The sequence below is a fragment of the Pseudomonas sp. UC 17F4 genome (genome assembly GCF_900101695.1).
Lineage (GTDB): Bacteria > Pseudomonadota > Gammaproteobacteria > Pseudomonadales > Pseudomonadaceae > Aquipseudomonas.
The window spans coordinates 2,664,799-2,688,247 of the sequence record NZ_FNKV01000001.1; the positions used below are offsets into that span (position 1 = coordinate 2,664,799).

The 23,449-nt window shown below is 66.0% G+C and carries 10 protein-coding genes and 1 pseudogene; 2 read left to right on the forward strand and 9 right to left on the reverse strand.

The window, feature by feature from the left end:
* Positions 1-34 precede the first annotated feature (34 nt).
* Together BLR26_RS12430 and BLR26_RS12435 are read right to left on the reverse strand one after the other, a co-directional pair.
* A complete protein-coding gene (locus BLR26_RS12430) occupies positions 35-1,513 on the reverse strand; it encodes a methyl-accepting chemotaxis protein (protein WP_093380964.1) in 1,479 nt (492 codons plus the stop codon).
* 86 nt (positions 1,514-1,599) lie between these two features.
* Entirely contained in the window at positions 1,600-2,406 is an 807-nt protein-coding gene (locus BLR26_RS12435) for a TatD family hydrolase (protein ID WP_045194781.1), read from the reverse strand.
* 158 nt (positions 2,407-2,564) lie between these two features.
* On the opposite strand from BLR26_RS12435, the gene BLR26_RS12440 reads away from it, so the two are divergent.
* Both BLR26_RS12440 and BLR26_RS12445 read left to right on the forward strand, forming a co-directional pair.
* Entirely contained in the window at positions 2,565-3,989 is a 1,425-nt protein-coding gene (locus BLR26_RS12440; protein WP_093380966.1) for an MltF family protein, read from the forward strand.
* A gap of 556 nt (positions 3,990-4,545) precedes the next feature.
* Positions 4,546-4,854: a hypothetical protein gene (locus BLR26_RS12445; protein WP_045194777.1), complete on the forward strand. Its 309-nt coding sequence runs from the start codon at positions 4,546-4,548 to the stop codon at positions 4,852-4,854.
* Between the two features lie 18 nt (positions 4,855-4,872).
* Here BLR26_RS12445 and BLR26_RS12450 read toward each other — a convergent pair whose 3' ends face one another.
* From BLR26_RS12450 to BLR26_RS27470, 7 genes and pseudogenes are all read right to left on the reverse strand, one after another.
* The gene (locus BLR26_RS12450; protein WP_093380968.1) at positions 4,873-6,090 is read right to left on the reverse strand and encodes a DUF3422 domain-containing protein; all 1,218 of its coding nucleotides are present in this window, start codon (positions 6,088-6,090) and stop codon (positions 4,873-4,875) included.
* Positions 6,091-6,190: 100 nt separating this feature from the next.
* Positions 6,191-8,286: pseudogene (locus tag BLR26_RS12455) on the reverse strand (HlyD family efflux transporter periplasmic adaptor subunit).
* On the reverse strand, positions 8,286-9,623 hold the full coding sequence (locus BLR26_RS12460; protein ID WP_045194774.1) for an efflux RND transporter periplasmic adaptor subunit: 1,338 nt from the start codon (positions 9,621-9,623) through the stop codon (positions 8,286-8,288). Before BLR26_RS12460 ends, BLR26_RS12455 begins: the two are co-directional and overlap by 1 nt.
* Entirely contained in the window at positions 9,616-10,371 is a 756-nt protein-coding gene (locus BLR26_RS12465) for an efflux RND transporter periplasmic adaptor subunit (RefSeq protein WP_045194772.1), read from the reverse strand. The genes BLR26_RS12460 and BLR26_RS12465 overlap by 8 nt, the downstream gene beginning before the upstream one ends.
* Positions 10,355-11,887 carry a TolC family protein gene (locus BLR26_RS12470; protein ID WP_045194770.1) on the reverse strand — a complete coding sequence of 511 codons (1,533 nt, stop codon included), beginning with the start codon at positions 11,885-11,887 and terminating at the stop codon, positions 10,355-10,357. The genes BLR26_RS12465 and BLR26_RS12470 overlap by 17 nt, the downstream gene beginning before the upstream one ends.
* A 2-nt stretch (positions 11,888-11,889) precedes the next feature.
* Positions 11,890-19,899 (reverse strand): VCBS domain-containing protein, encoded by an 8,010-nt coding sequence (locus BLR26_RS12475; protein ID WP_256326711.1) that lies wholly within the window; start codon positions 19,897-19,899, stop codon positions 11,890-11,892.
* Complete coding sequence (locus BLR26_RS27470; protein WP_256326712.1) at positions 19,824-23,216, reverse strand: DUF4347 domain-containing protein; 3,393 nt, start codon at positions 23,214-23,216, stop codon at positions 19,824-19,826. The genes BLR26_RS12475 and BLR26_RS27470 overlap by 76 nt, the downstream gene beginning before the upstream one ends.
* Between the last annotated feature and the right edge of the window lie 233 nt (positions 23,217-23,449).

The following is a 23,449-nucleotide window of genomic DNA, read 5'->3' on the forward strand; positions in this document are numbered from 1 at the left end:
CGGTGAAGGGGCCAATCGATGGCGGCTATGACGCCTATAGCTTGAGCTGACCGATGGCCTTGTTCAGCTCACCGGCCAGGGTCGCCAGCTCGCTGCTGGTGGTGGCCGAGTCGACAGTCTGCTGTACGGTCTCTTCGGTCACATCGCGGATGCTTACCACTGCCCGGTTCATTTCTTCGGCCACCTGGCTTTGCTGCTCGGCGGCCACGGCAATTTGCGTGTTGCTTTCGCGCATCTGTGCCACCGCGCTGGTGATTTCCGCCAGGGCAGCGCCGGCTTCCTGGGCCTGCTGCACGCAGTCGTCAGCCTTGAACGAGCTTTCCTGCATGAAGTCCACGGCGTCGCGGGTACCGGCCTGCAGTGCCGAGACCATGGTGGTGATTTCGTCGGTGGAGGCCTGTACGCGCTTGGCCAGGTTGCGCACCTCGTCGGCGACCACGGCAAAGCCGCGGCCCAGGTCACCGGCACGGGCGGCCTCGATGGCAGCGTTGAGGGCCAAAAGGTTGGTCTGTTCGGCAATGCTGTGGATCACCCCGACCACGCCGTTGATCTTCTGGCTGTCGTCGGCCAGTTGGCGAATCATCTCGGCGGTCTGCTGCACGCCGCTGGACAGCCCGGCAATCGAGGTCTGCACCCGGCTGACCACCTCCTGGCCACTGCCGGCCAGGGAGTCGGCGCTCTGCGACAGGTCGCGGGTGGCGCCGGCGTGCTGGGCAATGTGGTAGACCGTGGCGGTCATTTCGTTGATGGCGGTGGCGGCCTGGTCGGTTTCGCTCTGTTGGCCGAGCATGCCGTGGCGCACATCGTTCATGCTCGCGGCCAGGCGCGCGGCGCCGGAATCCAGCTGCGCGGCAGTGCGCGCGACGGTGTTGACCACCCGGTGGTAGGTGGTCTGCATGGCATTGAAGGCGCTGGCCATCTGCCCGACCTCATCGCCACAGGCCAGCGGCACGCGGGCCGACAGGTCGCCGGTTTTTTCCACGTGCAGCATCACATCCTTGAGGGTGTTGAGCTGGCTGAGCAGAAAGCGGATCAACAATTGCGAGGCACAGAGCATCGCCAGCATCAGGATCAGTACGCACACGGCGTAGTTGGTGAAGCGGTCGGTGAACACCTGGATCAGGCTGGGGGAGGGGGCGAGTACGGCAATCTGCTGGTCACCGCGGCTGATCACCTGGGCGCCGGTCAAAGGGTTCTCGCCCAGCAACGGCAAGCCTTCGAGTTCGACCCAGCCTTGGGCAGTGGCCAGTGCATCGAGGCTTTGCCCTTCAAATTGCGATACCTGGCCGGGGCTGTAGGTCAGCCACAGGGCGTTGCTCGGCAAAGTTTGCCCGGCAGGCCAGGCGGCCAGCAACTGCGCCTCGGCTTCAGCTTTGCTTTGGGCGGTCTGGGCCCGCGCCTGTTGTTCCAGGTGCACGGCATACAGCACCAGGAACAACGTAGTGACAAAGGCGACCGCGTTCACGGCCCAGAACTTGTATTTCAGGGAGATATTGCTAAGCCAGGCACCCATGGTAGGTCTTCTCTGATTGAGCGGAAACATTGTTGGCAAGGTGCCATCATTGTGCCGACTCGATCATCAAGACGTTTTGATATGCGTCAAATAATCGCGGGCAGGTTAAAGAAGGCCCGTGCCGTGGCGGTGCTGTGGGCGGCCAGTTGCTCGACGCTTTCGCCACGGTGCAGGGCCACTTCACGCAGCACTTCGGTGAGGAACGCCGGTTCGTTGCGCCCGCTTTTCGGTTTGGGCCGCAGGCTGCGCGGCAGCAGGTAGGGCGCATCGCTTTCGAGCATCAGGCGGCCTTGGGGGATGCTGCTGACCAGCGGGTGCAGGTGGGTGCCGCGGCGCTCGTCGCAGATCCAGCCGGTGATGCCGATGTGCAGGTCCAGGTCCAGGTAGCCGAACAACGCTGCGCGCTCGCCGGTAAAGCAGTGCACTACCGCTGCCGGCAGGCGGTCGCGAAAGTCCTTGAGGATCGCCAGCAGGCGTTCGCTGGCGTCGCGCTCGTGGAGGAACACCGGCATCTGCAACTCGACCGCCAGGGCCAGCTGTTCTTCCAGGGCCTTTTCCTGCTGCGGGCGCGGCGAAAAATCGCGGTTGAAATCCAGCCCGCATTCACCCACCGCCTGCACCCGCGGCTGTTCAAGCAAGGCCCGCAGCTGACGGCTGCTGGCACTGCTCCAGCTGCTGGCGTCATGGGGGTGCACGCCTGCGGTGCTGAACAGGTGCTGGGCGCTTTCATCGAGTTGCTGGCACAGCTCCAGGGCCTGTTCGCTGCCCTCAAGGCTGGTGCCGGTGACCATCATCTGCACCACCCCGGCGGCCAGGGCGCGTTCGAGAATTGCCTGGTGTTTGTCGGCAAAACTTGGGTTGGTCAGATTGACGCCGATGTCGATGAGTTGCATGGTGCTACCTCAGGCCGGAAGCCGGCCAGCATAACAAAGCTCGACCGAAATCGATAAAGCCAAGAACTTCAACGAGTTGTCGTGGTCTTTTGCGGTCAATTGTCATGGAACGACTGCAAACTATGGCGCCAACCCCACACGCGCGGACCTCGCAACGGATGACCCGAGCGCTGTTTTTGTTGATCGTGCTGAGCTTCTCGCTGCTGCCTGCCGGGCCGGCCAGCGCGCGTCTGGCCGGGCCGCAACAGGCGGTGCCCAAGACCCCGGCGCGCGACCTTGCGCAAATCCGCAGCAGCCGGGTACTGAAGGTGCTGGTCAACCAGAGCCGCAACAGCTCCGGTGAAGTCAAGGGCGAGCCGGTGGGGGTCGAGTATCACCGCCTGCGCGCGTTCGAGCATTACCTCAATGCCCGCGCCCGCGATGGCGAGGAAATCCGCCTGAAGATCATCCCTCGCGCCAAAGACCAGTTGCTGGCCGCCTTGCAGCGCGGCGAAGCCGACCTGGTGGCGCCTGGCGAGCTGGTCGACCCGACCTCTACCCGCGGTCTCAGCGCCAGCGACCCGGTAGTCGACAAGGTGCCGCTGGTGCTGGTCGGGCGCAAGGGCGAGCGCAGCGTCCAGCGCGTCGAGCAGTTGTCCGGGCGTACCCTGGCGCTGACCAGCTCCAGCGCGGCCGGCGATACCCTGCACGAGATTAACCAGAAACTGGCCCTGCGTAAGCTTGCGCCGATCAAGGTCGAGTGGGTCGACCCGACGCTGGCCGTGGAAGACGTGCTGGAGATGGTCCAGGCCGGGATCTTTCACCTGACCGTGGTCGAGCAGCCGATTGCCGAACGCTGGGCCAAGGTCATGCCCAAGCTGCGGGTCGAGCGCAAACTGCACCTGGCCAGCCCCGAGGCCATGCGCTGGTACGTGCGCCGGGATGCGGTGATGCTGCACGCCAGCGTCGATCGTTTTTTGCAGGGCTACAAGGCGCCGGCCAACCAGGACGCAGCGTTCGAGCGGATCTACCGGCGCCTGTACCGGGTGCACAACCCGTTGGCGCGTAGCGACCGCAAGCGCCTGGAGGCCCTGCGGCCGGTGTTGCAGCGCCATGCCAGCGCACAGAATATCGATTGGCTGAACCTGGCGGCGGTGGCCTTCAAGGAGTCTTCCCTTGACCCGAGCGCGCGCGGCGCCGGTGGCGCCCACGGGCTGATGCAGATCACTCCCAGTGCCGCCCAGCGGGTCGGGGTGAGCAATATTTCCAATGTCGATGGCAATGTTCAGGCCAGCGCCCGCTATATGGCGCTGATCCGGCGCAAGTTCTTTGCCAGTAACCAGCTCAACGAGCGTGAGCGCATGGCCTTTACTCTGGCGGCCTACAACCTGGGGCCGGAGCGGGTCCAGGCGATGCGCGCCGAGGCCCGGCGGCGGGGGCTCAATGGTAATCAGTGGTTTTTCCAGACCGAGCGCATTGCCATGGAGCAGGTGGGCATGGGGCCGGTGAGCTATGTGAACAGTGTCAACAAGTACTTCCTGGCGTTTGATCGGGAGCGGGCTTCGCTGGAGCCCAAAGGGGGGAAAGGTAATGGGCGCAAGTAGGGGTGGTGTCGCTCATTAGGGTTCAGGGAGATCCGGATGGGGCGGGGATGCTGAGTCACCTTTGCGCCCTTACGGCGCCTTACTTTTTTCAGTCGAAAAAAAAGTAAGCAAAAATTCTTGCCCCACCAGGGGCCCTGCGCTGCGCTTCGGGCCCCCTCGCTCCGGTGTCGCTACGGGGCATTGCGAACTACGAGTTGCAAGCAACTCTACGTTTCGCAACTTCGGCTATCGCCGAAGGTGCTGCGCACTCGCCCCTTCGCAACACCTGCGCTCGGCCCTTCTGGTTAACGGGGCCGGTGGATCAAGATCAAAAGCAGATCAAGATCAAGAGCACAATTCGCTTCGCTCTTGCTTTGTGGGTACGACGACTGCGCAGGGCACATATTGACATTCCACCCGCAGCGCCTCTAGGATGCTGACTTGCGCCGATTTAAACAGCTACTTGCGGGGCGCAGGGTTACCTCTTCGGGGGTTTCACCAAATACCGCTAAAACGCTGGTTCGGTGACGCCTCCCACCGCAGCCCAGCGGGTTTTGCGAGGCGGAGATCTAACCCCATGAGTTGTCCACGTTCCAGTGTTTGCCTGACCCCGTTGCCCGCCAGCCAGGGCACGCGCACGCCGCGTATTCTTCTGGGCGGCAGCCATCAGCCAACCCTCCTGCGCTACCTTGACGGCTGGCCGCGTCGCAACAGCCGCAACACTGCCTTCCTTATCCAGTTCGCCGACAGCCGCGATTCCCTTGGCCAGTTTGCCAACGACCGTTTCGATCTCGCCGTGATCCAGTCGCCCAGCGCCGACGACGCTGCCGAAGTTATCGGCCACCTGACCCGCGTCGCCCGCCAGGGTTTGATCACCCGGGCCTGAGCAGCCCGGGCCCGGGCGTCAATGCGCCTTGGCTTTCCTGATCCGTAGCAAAATCACCAGCAGGGTCAATATCACCACCGGCGCCATGCCCAGCAGCGCTTCGCGGGCAGTGATCTGTGCGCCGAGGGTGTGCAGGCCGGCATAAAAGAGCTTGAACAGGCTCAGCAGGTAGTAGCTGATGGCGATGATCGACAGGCCTTCGACTGCCCGCTGGATTCTGATCTGGGTGTCGGCGCGGGCGTTGAGGCTGCGCAGGATCTCGGCGTTCTGTTCTTCCATCTCCACCTGCACCCGCGCCTGCAACAGGTCGCCGAGGTTGGCGACGCTTTCGGCCAGGTGCTCCAGACGCTGCTCGCTGGCCGCGCAGTAACGCACGGTGGGCTTGAAGCGCCGCTCGATGAACACCCCCAGGCGCTGGCAATCGCCGACATGGCTCTCGCGCAACTCGCCCAGGCGCTCGAACACCAGTTGCGCATAGGCCTGGGTGGCGCTGAAACGGTGGCGGTGCTTGACCGTGCTGCCGACCACCTGGCGCGACAACTGGGCGATATCGGCCAGCAGCGCCTTGGCATTGCCGCCGTCGCTGCTGACGTTACGCTCCGACAGGCTCACCAGTTTGCGGTCATAGGCGTCCAGTTGCGGGCCCAGGGCCTTGGCGGCGGTCAGCGACAAAGACGCCATCATCCGGTAGGTCTCGATCTCCAGCAGGCGGCGGATCATGCGCCCCTGGCGGTAGGCATTGAGCCGGCGGTTGATGAACAGGAAGCGGTTGGTGCCATCGGCAGTCAGGCGAAAATCACTCCACACCACGGCATCGCCACCGCCCACGCATGAGCCGCTGGGGTCCTTGAAACCGTAACGGCTGAGGTCGAGGTTGTGTTCATCGCGCACCAGCACCTGCACCGAGTTGATCATCTGCTCACGGTAGGGCTCCACACCTGCAGCCAGGGCGGCGGGCAAAGTGCTCCAGTGCAGCTCGGCGCTGGCGGCGGGCACTACCAGGGTCAGGGTGAAGAACTCGGAATGGCGCTCCCATTTGAACGGATGGCCGTCCAGCGTGGTGATGCCCTGGGCGGCATCGGGCTCGAAGGCGCCCGGGCAGCAACGCTGCAACAGGGCATTGCAGTCGGCATCGGCGCCGAGAAACGCCAGGTGGAAAACATGCGCGGGCTCATCGAAATACAGCGACGGGCGGGCGTGCAACTCGTTGTGCAAGGCGGTGCGTTGGGCGTGCATGCGGGTCAGACCGTATTGTTGTGGTTGTCTGCTGTTGCAGTGCCATGAGGGCACTCTCATGGGACTGGAACAGGCATGCACGAGTCACGTTGGCGCCGATTCAGAAGCCGCTTTCGCGCAGGGCAATCGCCGCCAGGTGGATCAGCCCCTCGCCTAGAAGGCTGCGCCGGGCAGCTTCGATCTGCAGGCGCCCGCGGGTTTGCGCCAGGTGTGGCGGCGCCTGTTCAAGTTGCACCAGAACATGGAACAGCGCCGGGGTCGGGATCAGCTCCTGGCTTTTTGCCGAGGTGTTCAGCGGGCCACCAAAGCGCGCCGCGAGCATTGGATGGGCTAACTGGCTGGCGCGGGTAGTGCCGATCGCCACCAGCTTGCCGACTATCGCGCTGGCCTCGCCTTCGGGGTAGAAGCGCACCGCAGCACCTGGGCTCAGGCGCTGCACCTCGTCCTGCTCGACATAGGCATCGACCTGCCAGCGACTGGGGTCGACCAGCACGCCGATAGCCTGGCGGCTGTTGAGCCACTGGCCGGGTCGCCAGTCCGGGTCAAGGTCCAGCCAGCGCCCGCGAAACGGCGCCTGCAGTTGCAGGCGGTCGATTTCCAGGCGGGCGGCGCGGCGGGTTTCCAGTTGTACGTTGAGGCGCTGGCGGGTGGCCAGGTCTTCACTGAGGCCGGCCGGGTCGGCAAGCAGGCCGTTCAGGCGTGCCTGATAGCCTTTGAGGCTGGCTTCGCTGCTGTTCATCCGTGAGCTGATGTCCGGTTCCTCAAGGCTGACCAGGGTGCTGCCGGCTTCGACCACGCCACTGGGGTGCACGGCTTGCAAGCGCGCCGGGTAGGGGCATAGACGCGCAGTTGCTGTTCGGCGCGGGCGACGCCGATCGCCTGGACATGGCTGCGCCAGGGGAGCGCCAGCAGCAACAGCAGTAACCCCGCCAGCAGCCACAGGCTGTAGCGTCGGGCGTTGCTGACCAGCTTGCGACGCTGCCACCAGGCTTTCATTTCGCGCCCGACCGGCATGAGGATGAACCAGGAAATTTCCACGATGAACAAAATGATCCCGAGCAGTTTGAAGAACAGCAGGTAGACCGCCACGGCGATCCCCAGAAACAGCACCAGGCGGTACAGCCAGGTGGCGATGGCAAAGGCGATCAGGGCCCGCCGCGGGCCGGAGGCGAAGGGCTCCGGCCAGGCTTCCGGCAAGCCCAGCACGCTGCGGCGCAAGGCTACCCGTGCCAGGGCCGAGGAGCGTTCGTGAAGGTTGGGGAAGTCGAGCAGGTCGCAGAGGATGAAATAGCCGTCAAAGCGCATGAACGGGCTGGCGTTGAGGGCCAGCGACAGCACCCAGCTGGTGGTGGCCAGGTACAGCAGGCCGTTGCGCAGCGGGCCGGGGTCGCACAGCGCCCAGCCCAGGGTGGCGAGGCCGGCCAGGCCCAGTTCGGTCACGATGCCGGCGGCGGCGATGGCCAGGCGCTGCCGGGCATGGCGCAGTTTCCAGCTCTCGCCGGTGTCGGTGTAGAGCATCGGCCAGAGCACCACGAAGGCGATGCCCATGTGCCCGACGCGCAGGCCCAGGCGGGTTGCCACCAGGGCATGGCCAAGCTCGTGCAGGGTCTTGGCCAGAATCAGCGCCAGGGCAAAGCTGAGCAGCCCGGCGGTAGAGAACGACTCCACCAGGGCGTGGGTGAAAGTATCCCACTGCTGGATTACCAGCAGCACCCCCAGCAGGCTGAGCAGCACCACCAGTACCGCGGTCAGGGGTTGGAACAGCCAGTCCAGGCGCCCGGCTAGGCGTTGCAGCCAACGCTCTGGATGTAGCAGCGGCACGCGAAAAAACAGGTAGTGGTGCAGCCACCAGCGCCAGGTCAGCCAGGCATTGCCCTGGCTACGGCTGGCCAGGCGCCCGACCGCTTCCGGGCCGGGGCGCAACAGTTGGTGCTGGTCGAGGAACTGGCAGAACTCCAGCACCTGCTCGACGTCCGGGCGCAGTGCGGTCCGCGCATGGATGTCCTGGCAGATCTGTGCCGGGCTCTGTTGCCAGCGCAGCAGGCATTCGAACTCCAGCCAGCCGATCCGGTAGAAGCGGTTGGTCACCGTGTCCTGCAGGGTCCAGGCCGGTTCGCCGTCCTTGCCCGGTGCCACTTCATGCAGGCGCAGGTCGTCGCGCAGGGCGGGGGTCGGCAGGCTCGCCGCCGCCGCGATCACAAGCCGCTCCAGGCCCGCAGTGCGGCAATCGGCCGGCGCAGCAGGTAATAGCCAAGGACCACCCGCTCGCCATACAGCTTGGCCGTGCCGTGCAGGCCGAGGCGGGCATGCTCGGGCGCCTCCTCGATGCTCGCCAGCAGGCGATAGGCAACCACGCCATCGTCACTGGCCTGGGCCTGGTAGCTGGTCTCCAGTACCTGGCCCTTGAGTGGCGACAAGGGGTAGGCGGTGAGGAACAGGGTGACTTCAGCGCCGGGCTCCAGGGCGATGGCATCGGCCACCGGCAGCTGGATGCGCATCGCCGGCTGGCTGGGGTCGGCGACCTGCAGGATGCGCTCACCGGTGACCACTGGCTTGCCCAGCCAGTCGTTGGGGTCGCTGAACACGGCAACGCCAGCGCGCGGCGAGCGCACCTGGGTACGTTGCAGCTGCGCCTGTACCGCGGCCAGCTCGGCGCGGCGCTGCTGGACGCGGCCGTTGAGCAGGGTCAACTCGCCTTTGCTTTGCGGGTTGTCGAAGGCACGCTGGCTGGCGGCCATGAGCTCGGCATCGGCCACCGCCAGCTCTTTGCCCAGTACTTCGGCACGGCTGCGCAGAGTGGTTTCATCCAGGCTGAACAAGGGCGCATCCTGCTCCACCGGCTGGTTGGGGCGCACCTGCATGGCCTGGATCACGCCGTCGATCGGCGAGCTGATGTTCTGCGCCTGGCGCGAGACGATCTCAGCCGGTGCCAGGGCGCTCTGGCGCACCGGCACCAGCAGCAGGCCGGCGCCGAGCAGCAAGGCCAGGCCGACCTGGCGCTTGTTCGGTCGCCAGCCCAGCAGCCGTGGCTGGCGGCTGAAGCCTGCCCAGCAATGGGCCCACGTCTGCCAGACACCTTCCATCAACGGCGCCAGGCCGGTCGGCGGGCTGTCCAGCAGGTACACCACCAGGCCCAGGCGCGTGCCGTGGCGGTCGTTCAGCGGGATGCACCAGGCACCGGCCGGCCACCACTCGGCCCAACCCTGGGCAATGTCGGCATCCGGCGCGACGGCTTCACGGGCCAGCCAGCGCGGCTGGCCATCGGTGACCTGGGCGGCCAGCCAGCGGCTGGCGCGGCGCAGCCACACCAGGTAGGGCGAATCTTCGGCGGGCTTGGCCAGGCCCGAGACGCAAAGCAGCTCCAGCGTCTGCTCGCGCTGGGCAAACACCAGGGCCTGGCGGTGCTGCAGGAGGGGGAAGGGGTCGTTGGCGATGGAGAACGCCAGGGCGTTGAGCGAGTCGGCCGCCAGCGCCCGGTCACGCAGGGCGCTCAGGCTCAGCAACAGCGGTGCCGGTGGCAGGCGTTCAGTCATGGGCCGGGCTTAAGGTGGCAGTGCCACTCATGCCGGCAATCAGTTCCGGGTATTCGGCGTCCAGGCGCGCTTCCAGTTCCACGGTCTGCGCGACCGCATCGACCCGCGCATTGATGGCACTCAGGTGCGCCGGGTAAGCCTTGCCGGTTTCGTGGATGCTGACTTGCAAGGGGTTGCCGGTCTTGAGCCCGGGCAGCAGGTTGGACGGGACGTTGAGGCGCACCTTGAGGGCGCCATCGCTGACCAGGTCAAACAGCGGTGTACCCGCCACCACGGTCTGGAACGGTTTGACATGCACCTTGGCGACCCGTCCGGCAAAGGGTGCCTGCACCTGGCAGTAGGCGTTCTGCGCCTGTGCCAGGGCCAGGGCGCCTTCGGTTTTTTTAACCTCGGTGCTGGCCATGGCCACTTCCAGATCGCCCACCGCCTCGAGTTTGCGCAGGTTGCGCTTGGCGTCGAGGTTCTGCCGGGCCATGGTCAGTTCGGCGCCGGCAACCTTGGCCCGGGCCTGGGGTTCGGCGCAGTCGAAGCGGGCCAGCACGCTGCTCTTGCCAACCGGTTGGCCGAAGCTTGCCTTGAGCTCACCCAGGGTGCCGTTCATCTGGCTCGACAGGGTGGTTTCCAGGTCAGCGGCGAGCAGCACGCGAATGGCGCTGGCATCGTCACCGGCATTGACTTGCGCCGTGGCCGGCGCCATCAGGCAGGCCATCAGCAGGGCGAGCAGCGGGCGCTCAACGACGTACGACATTGGCGGTTCCTTGTTGGCTAAGCAGCAGGCTTTGGTGTTCCTGGGTGTCCAGGGTTTTTTGCAGCGCCTGCGACAGGCTCTTGATGTCGTGTTTGTCGATCTCTTCAGGCAGCACGTTGAGGCCGACCGAGTTGTACAGCCGCCCCCAGGCCGCCTGGGCACTGGAGTAGGCGGCTTCGCGCTGGTAACGCGAAAGCAGGTAGCGGCCTTCGGCGCGGATCAGCTCCAGTTCCGAGCCGTAGGTGGTGTTGCGCGCGGCCTGGGCGTAGTCGAGCAGGCTCTGGTCGACCCGCAGGCTCTGGTCGGCGAATTCCACTTCCTGGCGCGCCAGCTGATAGCGAAGGGTGCCGACCCGTACCTGGGTCAGGATCGCCATCGACAGCGCCACCCGGCGCATGTCGTCGGTCTTGCCCTGGGACTCGGCGGCGCGGTTGATGGACGGCAGCTGCAGCAGGCGCAACAGGTTCAGCGACACCTGCAGGCCGGTCTCGGTCCAGTTGCTGTTGTACAGGTACTTGTTGGAGTCGTAGCGGTAGCCGACATCGACGGCGACGTTGGGCCACAGCTGCGCCTTGGCGATCTTCAGGTCGTTCTCGTTGACCCGCTTGCGGTACCACTCTTCCATGATCTCCGGACGGTTTTCCAGCGACAGCTGCTCCAGCCGGCCAATGTCGGTATCGAGCACTGGCAGCGCCGGCTCGCTGCTGTCGGCGAGAATCAGGCGCGAGCCCGGTGGCAGCGACATCAGCGCGGCCAGTTCCGACTGGGCGAACTCCAGGTCCTGGCGGCGCACCGTCAGCAGGTAGATGGAGTCGAGCAGGGCGCGTTGATAGGCCAGTACCTCCTGGCGCGGCAGCAAGCCCTTGCCTTCGGCCTGGCGTGCCGAGAGCAGGGCCTGGTGCGTGCGCACCAGCAGTCGGTCGACCTGGGGCATCAGGCGCTGGGCGCCGACTGCGCGCCAGTAGGCGTTGCGCACGTCCTGAAGGACGTTTTGCGCCACCTTGCGCCGACGCTCCTCGGCCATCAGGATCTGGTCGCTTTTCTGCTGGGTGCGGTAATAGGCGACGCCGAAGTCCAGCAGGCTCCAGCTCAGGCCCAGGCCATAGAGTTCGCGGTAGCGCTCTTCGGAGGTCGACGCGCGCAGGCTTTCTTCGCGGTCTTCGATACCGATCGAGGTGCCGCCGGAGTCGTTGTTGCGCCCGGCGTAGCCTGCCGAGGCCACCAGGCGTGGCAACATCTCGTGGCTGGAAACATCGCGCAGGTCAGCGGCCAGCGCGCCTTCCATCAGTTTCAGGCGGTAATCCAGGTTGTACTTGAGGGCGCGCGCGGCGGCTTCATAGAGGGTGATGGGGGTGGTCACCGGCTCCTGCTCGGCATACATCTGCGCCTGGTCGGCAACGATTCGCTGACGCTGTTCGTCCTTGCTGTACTCATGCGGCTTCATGGCCGAACAGGCTCCCAGCAGCAACGCACAGCCAATGGCGGTGCTCAACAGGTTCAGGGGGGCTTTTGGCATGGTCAGTCCTTGGTCCTTGCGTGTTCGGTCGGTAGGTCGGCGCTGGCGCGCAAGCGCTGCGCGGCCTCGCGCAATTGCGCGCGCAGGCCCGGGGCGGTGCGGTTTTCGGCCGCTGCGGCGAGCTGGCTGTCGCCACGGGTCAGGTTGTCGCGGCTGCTGGCAAACACCGAGGGATCGGCCAGCAGGCCGTCGGCACTCAGGTTCAGGCGGCCATGGCGGCCGAGCATCCAGGCCAGGTCCTGTTCGCTGTCGTTGCGGCTTTGCGCCACGCTGCTGGCAACGAACTGGCCGGGCACCAGGCCGAGCCTGGCCTTGAGCGTGGCACTGCGGATTTCGGGGGTGCGCCCCAGGCTCAGGTCGCTGCCATCGGCTGCCCAACCGGACAGCTCCAGGTCCCGTTCGTCCTGCTCGACCACCGGCGTGACGAAGATCGCCGGTTCCAGCGTCGGCAGCGGCAGGCGCCCGAAGCGGTCGCGGCCGGCGCTGTCCAGGTGCGGGCCAGCCGGTGCCGGAATGAACGGCGCGGCGATGTCCAGGTCGATGACCAACTGGGCCAGGTCGGTAGCCCCGGCCCGGTCGCCGACGGTGTAGGTAAAGACATCCTGCAACACCCGGCCCAGGCCCGCGGCGGCCAGCACCTCGGGGTTGCTCAGGTCGATCTGGTAGCGGTAGCTGCCATCGGCATTGATCACCAGGGTGCCGTAGCGCCCTGCCAGCGGCTGGCCAACACTGCCGCCGGTGCCCGTGGCGGCCTCGCTGCCGGTGCGAATGCCGACTACCTGCAACTGGTCGGCGGCGTCCACGTCGGAGTCGTTGGGCAATACGTTGCCGGTGGCTTGCGGGGCGGCGGTCTGGTCGCTGGCGACGGCATGGTCGTCACGGGCGACCGGGTTGTCGTTGGCCCCCTGGATGAGGATGTGCAGGCGCGCTTCGGACTGCGCGCCGGCAGTATCGCGCATGCGGTAGGTGAACACTTCGCGCAGGGTCTCGCCGGCCGTGCGCAGGGCCTGGACCTGTGGGTTGTTGTCGTCGAGCTGGTAGCGATAGCTGCCGTCGCTGGCCAGCAGCAGTTGCCCGTAGCGACCTTGCAGTACTTGCCCGGCCAGGGCCACGCTACCGTCTTCGTTGCGCACCTCAAGTACCTGGCGGGTTTCGCCGTACTCGACGCCGTCGACATCGCTGTCGTTGTCGAGCACGTTGCCGCTGGCCGGTTGGCCCGGGGTGGCGTTGTCGACACCGCCGGCCTCGATGGCCACGCCGTGGTCATCCTGGGCAATCGGTGTGTCGTTGCGACCTTGCAGGGTAACGATCAACTGCGCCTGGCTTTGCCCGCCGAAGCGGTCGACCACGGTGTAGGTGAAGACTTCCCTGAGGGTCTGGCTGCCGGTGCGCAAGGCCTGCACGGCGGCGAGGCTGTTGTCCACCACATAGCTCCAGCTGCCGTCGGCATTCACCGTCAGGTCGCCGTAAAGGCCGCGCAAGGCACTGCCGAGGGTACCGGCGGTGCCGCCTTCCAGGCGCCCGCCGGTGCGTACGGCGGCAACGCTGAGAATGTCGTGGTCGACGTCGGTATCGTTGCTCAGCAGATTACCGCTGGGGTTCAGCCCCGGCTGGTTGTTGTTCAAACCGCCGGCCTCGATGGCCACGGCGCTGTCGTCGCGGGCCTGGGGTGCGTCGTTGCGACCGCGAATGAGGATGGTCAGCTGGGCCTGGTCGCTCAGCCCGCCCAGGTCGCTGACCTGGTAGGTGAACACCTCGGTGATGAACTGGTTCGGCCCCAGCGCCCGGATCACCGGGTTGCTTGAATCCAGGCGATAGATGTAGCTGCCGTCGGCGCCGACGATCAACTGGCCGTAGAGGCCGTTGATCAAGGTGCCGTTGCTCAGGTCGGTGCCGTCGTTGACTGCATCCAGGCTGCCACCGGCGGCTTCGCTGCCGGCGCGGATGCCGGTAACGACCAGGCGGTCGCCGCCATCGACATCGCTGTCGTTGGGCAGCAGGTTGCCGCTGGGGTCGATGCCGGCGCTGCTGGCGCTTTCGGCGACGGCCAGGGCGCCATCATCGCGGGCCACCGGCGCGTCCCAGGCACCGCGTACCTGCACTTGCAACTGTGCGGTGTCGCTGGCGCCGGCGCGGTCATGCATGCGGTAGGTGAACACCTCCACCAGGCTTTCGCCGGGTTTGAGCGCTTGCACGGCGGCCAGGTTGTTGTTGACCACATACTGATAGCTGCCATCGGCATTGAGCGTCAGGGTGCCGTACAGGCCGGCGAGGCTCAGGCTGCCATTGATGGTGCTGAAGCTGCCGTCTGCGGCTTCGCTGCCCAGGCGCAGGCCATCGACGCGCTTGAGGTCATTGGCGTCGACATCGCTGTCGTTGGCCAGCACATTGCCTTGCGGGTTGAGGCCCGCGGTGGCGTTGGCCGTACCGCCGGCTTCGATGGCAATGGCGCTGTCGTCATTGGCCTGCGGGTTGTCGTTGCTGCCATGAATGCGAATGCTCAGTACGGCGCTGCTGGTGGCCCCGGCCAGGTCGCGGATGCTGTAGGTGAAGGTGTCCAGCAGGCGGTCGGCGGGGGTGCGCAAGGCCTGTACCTGCGGGTTGCTGTTGTCCAGCTCGTAGTGGTAGCTGCCGTCGGCGTTGAGCACCAGGGTGCCGTACAGGCCTTTGAAGGCGCTGCCCAGGCTGGCGATGCGGCCGTCCTGGCTGAGCTGGGTGACCTGCAAGGTTTCGCCATAGGCGTCGACATCGCTGTCGTTGTCCAGCACATTGCCGCTCGGGTTGACCCCGGCGCTGCTGTTGTTCAGGCCGCCGGCCTCGACGGCGATGGCCAGGTCATTGCGCGCCAGCGGCGCGTCGTTGGCGCCACGGATGGTGATACTCAAGGTGGCGCGGTCTTCGGCGCCGGCGGTGTCGATTACCGTGTAGCTGAAGCTGTCCTCGAGGGTGTCGCTGCTGCTGCGCAGGGCTTGCACCGCCGCCATGCTGTTGTCCAGGCGGTAGCTGTAGCTGCCGTCGGCGTTGAGCGTGAGCCAGCCGTAGGTGCCGCGCAGCTCGGTGCCCAGCACGCCATCGGTGCCGGTGGCGGTTTTGCTGCCGGTGCGCACCGAGGACACGGCTTTGGTTTCACCGTTGAGCCGGCTGTCGACATCGTTGTCGTTGGTCAGCACGTTGCCCACTGGGTCCCGCCCCGGCAGGCTGTTGTTGCTGCCGCCGGCCTCGATCGCTTCGGCCTGGTCATCGGTGGCCACCGGGTTGTCGTTGCGGCCGAAAATCAGTACCACCAGCTGGGCTTCCTGCGGGGTGGCGGTGCCATCGCTGACGGCGAAGGTAAAGCGTTCCAGGAGGTTGTCGGAGGCATCGCGCAAGCCCTGGACCTGGGCGTTGTCGTTGTCCAGCAGGTAGGTGTAGCTGCCGTCGGCATTGAGCGTCAGGGTGCCGTACTGGCCACGGAAGGCCTGGCCGAGAATGGCACTGGTACCTAACTGGTCGTGGCGCAGCGAAACCACCCGGATCGGGTCGCCATCGGGGTCGGTGTCCTGCGCCAGAGCATTGCCCGAAGGGTTGAAGCCGGCGCTGGTGTTGGCCACGCCGCCACTTTCAATGGCGACGGTGTAGTGGTTCTGGGCCACGGGCGGGTCGTTGACCCCGCGAATGGTGATCACCAGTTGCGCCCGGTCGGTCAGGCCGCTGCTGTCGACCACCTGATAGGTGAAGACTTCGCTCAGGGTCTGGCCGGCAAGCAGGGCCTGCACCGCCGCGTTGCTGCTGTCGACGTCGTAGAAGTACGAACCGTCGGCGCCGATGCGCAGTTCACCGTAGCTGCCGAGCAGCACGGTGCCGTCGTTCGAACTGGTGCCGCCGGCCACCGCAAGCAGCGCACCGCCAGCCAGTTCGCTGCCGGTGCGGATGCCATTGATCTGCAGCAGGCTGTTGGGCCGGTCGGTGCGGTCGACGTCAAGGTCGATGCCGTTGCCTCCCGGCTGGTCGGCCGGGCCCGGGCGGCTGGGGAAGAGGATGACGTTGCCACGGGGGTTGCTCTCGCCGATGGCATTCGGGCCGGAGCCGGCCTGGGCCACGGCCTGGTCGTCACTGGCCAGCGGATTGTCCTGGGCGCCCTGGATGGTGATGCGCAGCTCGGCGATGTCGTTCAGGCCGCCGGCGTCGGTAACCTGGTAGCTGAAATACTCGAACAGGCTGTCACCGGGCACCATGCGCTGCACCGCCGTGTTGCTGTTGTCGACGACATAGCGGTAACTGCCATCGGCGCCGATGGTCAGGGTGCCGTAGCTGCCGACCAGCAGCGTACCGTTGCTGCTGGTGGTACCGGCGGCTACCGGGGTGATCGTGCCGGCCGCACTCTCGCGCAGCGAACGGATACCGGTGACGCTCAGCACTTCGCCATTGGCCTGGCTATCGACGTCGGTGTCGTTGCTCAGCACGTTGCCGGTGGCGTCGCTGCCGGCAGTGCCGTTGGCAACGCCACCGGCCTCGACCGCGATGCCTTCGTCATTGACTGCCACCGGGGTGTCGTTGGCGCCATGCACGGTAACCGTCAGCGCTGCGCTGCTGCTGGCGCCGGCCAGGTCGGTGGCGGTATAGATGAAGCGTTCGACCAGGGTCTGCCCGGCCAGGCGCAGGGCCTGGACCTCGGCGTTGTTGTTGTCGACCAGGTACAAAAATCCGCCGCTGGAGGACACGATCAGGCTGCCGTAGCGACCGCTGATCACGACCGCGCTGCCTGAGGCGAGGTTCTGCGCCGGCTGGCCTTCGAGGCCGATGGCGCTGACCCGCAGCACGTCGGCGTTGGTGGCGATATCGACATCCTGGTCGTTGCGCAGCAGGTTGCCGCTGGGGTTGACCCCCGGCAGGCGGTTATTGGTGCCCCCGGCTTCTACCGCATCGATGGCATCGTCAACTGCCAGTGGCGCATCGTTGACCGGTGCGAGGATGATCTGCAGGCTGTCCTGATCAGTGCGCGCGTCCTGCGGGTTTTGCCCGGGCAGGCCGTCGCCGTCGCCATCGCCGAAGCCGCCGCGGTCGTTGCTGAGCACCGTGAGGGTATCGATGCCGTTGAAGTTGGCATTGCCCAGGTAGACCAGATTGGCCAGGGCCTGGTTGAGCGCTGTGAGGTTGCCGGAGAGGCTCAGGGTACCGCTGCCGTTGCCCACCACCGAAACCCCGGCGGGCAGGGCAGACAGGCTCAAGGTGCCGTGCAGCACACTGAGGGTGATGTCCATGATGCCGTTGCCGATATCGACATCGCTGACGCGAATGCCGCCGATGGCCAGTGGCGTGTCTTCAAAGCCGTTCTGGGTGCCGGGCAACTGGTTGACCGGGGCATCGTTGAGCTGCACGAAGCCGGCGTCGGCGTTGGCGCTGCTGCCTTCGCCCAGGTTGATGTCGATGCGCCCCAGCGCGCTGCCGGCATCCGAGTCGATGCGTACGCGCAGCTCGCCCAGCGGCTGCGGAAAGGCGACGGTGCCGCTGGGCACGTCGATACGGAACACGCCGCTGGGCAGCACACCAAAATGGTAACGGCCATTGGCGTCGGTGGTGGTGGTAAACACCTTGTTGTCGGCGCTGCTGTCGAGGTTGCCGTCCAGGCCGGCCCAGGTCAGGGTCACGGTCTGGCCGGCCAGGCCCGGGCCATCGGGGATGGCGCTGGTCGTGGCCGAGGCGGTGTCGTCCCAGAGTGTGCCCTGGATAAGTCCCAGGCCCGCAGCGTCGCTGAGGATATAGGTGTTGGGGCTGGCGCCAGCGCCGGTGCGTTCGCCCTCGGCGCTGCCGTCGCTGCCGACGCTGGAGCCGCCCCAGCTGTTGAAACTCTCCGGCAGGCTGGTCCAGGTCAGAGTGGCATTGCTGCTGGCGATTGCGGCCAGGTTGGGCAAGGTGACCTGGTAGGTGACCTTGACCTGGTCGCCGACATTGAGCTTGGCAAAGTCGACACCGAGCCCGCCGCTGGTGCCGAACGTCACCCCCGCCGGCAGGTTGCTGGCCGTGTACAGCGTGCCGTTGAGCTCGATGCCGAGCAGGCTGTAGCTGCTGCCGGTCGGGAAGCTGTCGCGTAGCTGCGCGTCGTAGGCGGCAATGCCGCCGGTGTGGGTGAAGGACAAGGCCAGGGTGGCCGTGCCACTGCTGCCCGAGGGGTTGGGGTCGAAGTCGACCACGCGTTTGTCCAGGCTGTTGAAGCGCGGTTCGACCAGGTCCTCGTAAACCGCCTGGCTGCGCGATAACTGCACCCCGCGCGACTGGTCGATGGCAACCGCCGACAGCGACAGGCCGGCGACGTTGGACGCCTGGTTGAGCACCCGTACGTTGAACTCCAGCGACACCAGCTCTTTGTCCAGGTCATTGTCGTGGTTGACCACATCACCCAGGTGAAAGGTGATGACCGTGTTGCCGTTGGCATCGGTGCTGACGCTGATTTGTGCGCCATTGAGAAGGCCGCCGGGTGCGGCGCCGAGCAGGTCGGCGCTGATCGGCTGCGCTTCCTGGGCATTCTGTGCGCCATTGATGTTCAGTTGCCCGCCGTTGATCAACGAGGCGATGCTGCTGCTGATGCCCTGGTCGGAAATGAACGCAATGCGGGTGTTGCCGTCGTTGAGAAACCCCAGGCCGTTTTGCAGGGTGACCTGCAGGCTGTAGTCGCTGGTGCTGCCCTGGGCCAGTACCGCCACCACCCGGTAACGGATGATTTCGCCGATGGCGACCTGTTCGCGCTCGCTGTTGGTCGGGTTCGGCGCGGCGCTATCGCTCAAGCCGCCGACCCGGGATATCTCCACGCCCTGGTTGACCGGCACACGAACACTGAACGCGGTCTGGTAGTCGTTGAGCACGCCGCTGTTGAGCATGCCATCGGCCCCGGTGCGCTCGCCGGCCGGGTCGAAACCGATGTTGCCGGTGCCATTGAGGCTGCTCCATTGCACGCTGGCGAGGTTGTCGAAGCTGGCCACGCTGGCGGCGCTGGCGTTCACGTCGCCGACCACGGTAATGAAGATTCGCCCGCCCTTGGCGATGTCGATGTTGGCACCGTTGACGCTGCGCAACTGGTTGCCGACCAGTTCGAAATCGCCGCCGCCGTTGTTGCTGGCGCCGCTGTAGTTCACCGACAACAGTTGCAGGTTGCTCAGTTGCGTGGGCAGGTTGTCGAGAAAGCGAATGTCGAAGGCATCGAAGTCGCTGGCACTGCTACCGTTGCTGATGACGATCAAGTAGCGCACCCGCTGGCCTTCATCGACGCCCAGGCCCGGGCCGAAGTCGGCCGCGATGTCCACCACCAGGGTCGGCTCGCGCACGGTGACGGTCGGCCGTCCGCCGCTGAGGGCGACGGTACGGTCAAGGGCGTTGCTGCCGTTGGCGGTATCGCCATCGGGGTCGCTGAAGTGGATTTGCGCACTGTTTTGCAGGGAACGGTTGCTCTGGTTGCCGTCGACGTTGCTGACCGTCAGGCGCACGCGAATGACAAAGCTGTTGTTGTCGCCGCGGTTGTCGGCGGTTGCGCCGGCATTGCTGAAGGCCAGGCGCAAGCTGACGCCGTCGCCGCCAAGGCTGCCGCCGATGGCTGAGATAGCCTGGCTGCCGAGGCTGCCATTGAAGTCGGCGGTCAGCGCCGCGCTGCCGGCCACTGTGGTGATCAACTGGTAGCCCTGGCCGCCATTGAAGCTGGTGTCCAGGCGCAGGCCCGGCGGGATCAGGTCGTCGATGCGCAGGTTGCGGGTGTCGCCTTCGGGCAGGGTGACCTTGATGTCGTAGAGCATGCTTTCGCCGACCACCAGGTCGCTGCCGCTGGTATGGCTGGCGCTGGAGTCGCCGTTGTCGAGGCTGCCGCCGGCGAAGGTCTTGCGTACCTCGGGGGTGGCCACTTGCTGGTTGGCCAGGTCTTGCAGGTCGGTGGGGGTGAAGTCGCTGCCGCCGTTGACGCTGGCATAGTTGCTCAGAGTCGCGGTGCTCTGCAGGGTACGCCCGGCCTCGATGCTGGCGACGACCTGGACGTCGTAGGTGATGACCACGATGTTGGCGCCAGTGGTGTCGGCGGCGGTCCCGCTGCGCCAGTGGTGTCGGCGGCGGTCCCGCTGCGCCCGGGCAACAGGCTGGCCACGGCGCCGGCGTCGAGGAAGCTGATCTGATTGCCGTTGACCTCGTAGTCAACGCCACGCACCAGCAGGCTGCCATCGCCGCGATAGACCTGCAGGTTGGCGGCGCCCAGGCTGCCGCCGACAAAGCCCAGGCCATTGGGCAGGCTGATGCCGGTGACCACGTCGAAGGCGCCGCCGCCGCCGGTGTTCTCGATGGCGGTGGCCAGGCGCAGGGTGTCGCCGCCATCGATGCCGCTGACGTTGCCGTCGATCTGGCTCAGGCTGGTGATCTGGCCGCTGAACGGCACGCCGCTGGTGCCCGGTGCTTTCCAGCTGCCGCTGGTGCCGGTGACGCTGCCCTGGCTGCTGGACACCACGCCGTGGGTGAGGGCCAGCACTGGCTCGGCGATCGAGGCAATCAGCGCGACATCGGAAGAAATCAGCGGCCGGTTGTCGATGGTGGTGAGCTGGCTGGATTGCGCCAGGACGTCGAGCGAACGTTGGTCGGCGAAGGGTTGGTCGCCGACCCGCAGGGTGAACTGCACCTCGATCCGGCTGCCATTGGTCAACGCCGTGGTGTAGTCGCCAAAGTCGAAGATTACCGCGTTGCCGGGGCCGCTGGTGACGCTGTCGACGCCGTCCGGGTTGCTGTTGCCAGCACCGAACGACCACTGGCCGACACCGTTGCCCTGGCTCCAGTTGATGGCGCCCAGGTCGAACAGTGGCAAGGGCAGGTAGGCGGTGAGCTTGAACTGCTCGTAGTCGCCGGTCACCAGGTCGTAACTCCGGCGGAACGTCACCAGGTCGCCGGGACGCAGCTCGCCGTTGGCCGGCGGCACGCCGTTGTTGACCGTCACCAGTTCGATATCCACGGTGCGCGTGGGGATGGTACTGGTGGTAGTGGAGCGGTCGCTCTGGTCGTAGCCGGTCAGGTTGAGGGCATCCTGGATCAGGGTTGCACTGACCTGGGCATTGTTGCCCAGGCTGTCGCCTTCGTTGATCTCGCTGTGCGGCGGGTAGGGCGTGGTGTAGCTCTGGGCAACCACGGCGTTGTAGCCGATTACCGCCGTGGTGGCGCCGCGGATCAGGTCCTGGAACGCCAGGTCGCCCAGCAGGGCGCCGAGGCTGCCGTTGGCATTGCGCAGCGACTGGGCAATGTCGAAAGTCAAGGTGGTGCTGCCATCGACATTGAGCGTGGTGCCGGTCACCAGCGCCACGGTCTGGGTACGACCGGCCGAGGTGATGGTCAGGGTGGCCGGGCCGGAGACGCTCAGGCCATCTCCGACCTGGTCGACGACCACGAAGCGGCCTTGCTGGAACAGGGTCTGGCCGAAGGCAAAATAGTCGGAAATCGCCAGGTTCAGGCTGTAGTGCAGGGTGTCGCCGGGGGTGATGCCGGCCTGGCCGAGGTCGGTGATCAGGCTGACCTGCTTGAGCAGGGTGATCGACTTGGCAACAAAGTTGGTGTCCTGGCCGGTGGCGGTAAAGTCGATGTCGTTTCCCGGAGTCGAGACGTCACGCGGGTCGAGCGGCACCCAGTTGCCACTGACGGTGGCGCCGGCGACGGTGATGGTGCGCTCGTCGCCGGTCAGGGGGTCGATGACCTGCTGGCCGTTGGCATCGACATCCGGTACATAGAAATCCACCACGGTGCTGGTAGCGGCGCTGAGGGTGGCATAAGTGACGGTGTAGGCGTCGATGAACACGTCCCTGGCGGCGATCAGGGTGGCGATCTGCGCGGGGTCGGTAATCACCCGGCCATCGTGCAGGGTGATCGAGGTCAGGCTGCCGCCGGGGCCGGGGGTGATGGCGTTGACCTGGACATTGGGCGGCAACGGCTGGGTCACCACGACATTGCTCAGGGTCTGGCCCGGCGCCGGGGTGACGGTGCTGGTCAGGGTGCGTTCGTAGTTGGGGCCGGTCGCGGTTTCGCCTTCCGGGGTGGTGACGGTCTGGGTCTGGGTCAGCACCGTGGGGTGGACCACGAAGCTTTGCAGGCTGGCCTCCACCAGGCAGGGGTCACTGGCCGGGTTGTCCAGGGCATCGTTGCCGAACTGGAAGCCGCTGCGCGCGCGAATGGTCAGGTCTGGCGAGCCGTTGGAGAAGTCGGTATCGGCCAGTTCGCTCAAGCGTGCGTTGATCTGCACGCTGATGCCCGGTTGCCCCTGGGAGACACTGGCGTACGGCAGTTGCAGCACCACCAGCTGGTCGCCGGCGCGCAATCCCAGGCTGGCGGCATCGAGAATCAGTGCGTTGCCGCTGCTGTCCTTGGCCAGCGGGTGGCTGGCCTTGCCATTGGCGTCGAAGGTAAGCACATACGATTGCACGTTCTGGCCAAGATAACTGGCCGAGACAAAGCTGACGCCGTCGTCGCCATCCTTGCCGGTGGCCGGCATGAACAGGTCGATATAGGGCGCGAAGCCGACCTGGCTTGAGGGGTTGCTGAAGGTCAGGTCAAAGCTGAATGCGCCGCCGAGCAGCACGTCCGAGCCGCCAGACGAAATGCCCAGGGTCGGGCTGGCATTGGCCAGCAGGCTGTCGAAGCTGCTCAGGGCTGTCGCAGACAGGGCGATGGCCTGGTCGATGTTGCCGTTGCGCACCTCCAGGTTCCAGTCGCCGCCCAGCCGCGCGCTGCCGCTGTCGTTGCTCGAGGCGCCGACGTCGGCACCGGTCCAGCGTGCCAGTTCATCGACCAGGGTACGCCCGGCACTGCCTTCGCCCACCTTGCAGCCGTACAGCTGGATATCGGCACCCTCGCTGAGCGCCTGGCGCCACTGGCCCAGCGGCGTGGCGAACTGCTCGATATTGTCGGCGCTGAGGGTGCTGCTGCCGAGGGTGAACTGGCCGGCGGCGCCGTGGGAGAGGATCTGGATCGAATCGACCTGGCCCAGTTGCGCCAGGCTTGCGGAAATCGCCGCCAGGCCATCTTGCTGACTGTCGACCACCAGTACCTGGACATCTGCCGGCAGCTGGGCGAGCAGTTGTTCGCGGCCTTCAATGCGGCTGTCGAGCACCAGCAGGTGGCGCGCGGCCGAGGGTTGGGCCGGGGCATCGCTGCGAGCTTCGGTGTGAGTGGCGGGGGTGGCCAGGGCGCTGTCCTTGTTGCCCGCGCTGTTGTCGTCGCCAGCGTGCTGCTGGTCGGCCGCTGCGGCAGCGGCGCCGTCGAACAGGATCCGCTGCTCCAGCGCCATGGCCCGGCGCTGTGGTTTGAAAAAAGGCGGTTGTACGCCAGGTCCGGTCATCCTGTCCATTTCATCACCTCAGGCCTGCTTCGCTTGGGCAGGCCAACGCAGAACAAACACCTTCAGTGACCTGCCCGGCAGACACTGAAAAGGTCCCTATGTTTGCAACGACGGTTCTACTGTGTGCTGACCTGTATCAGGCTTGGCAGAACCCTGGCACTTCACATTCCTTGTGATTTTTTGCTGTAGGTGATTTCTATTTATATCTCCAGATGTTTCAACGCGCTAGTGGCAGTGGCGTG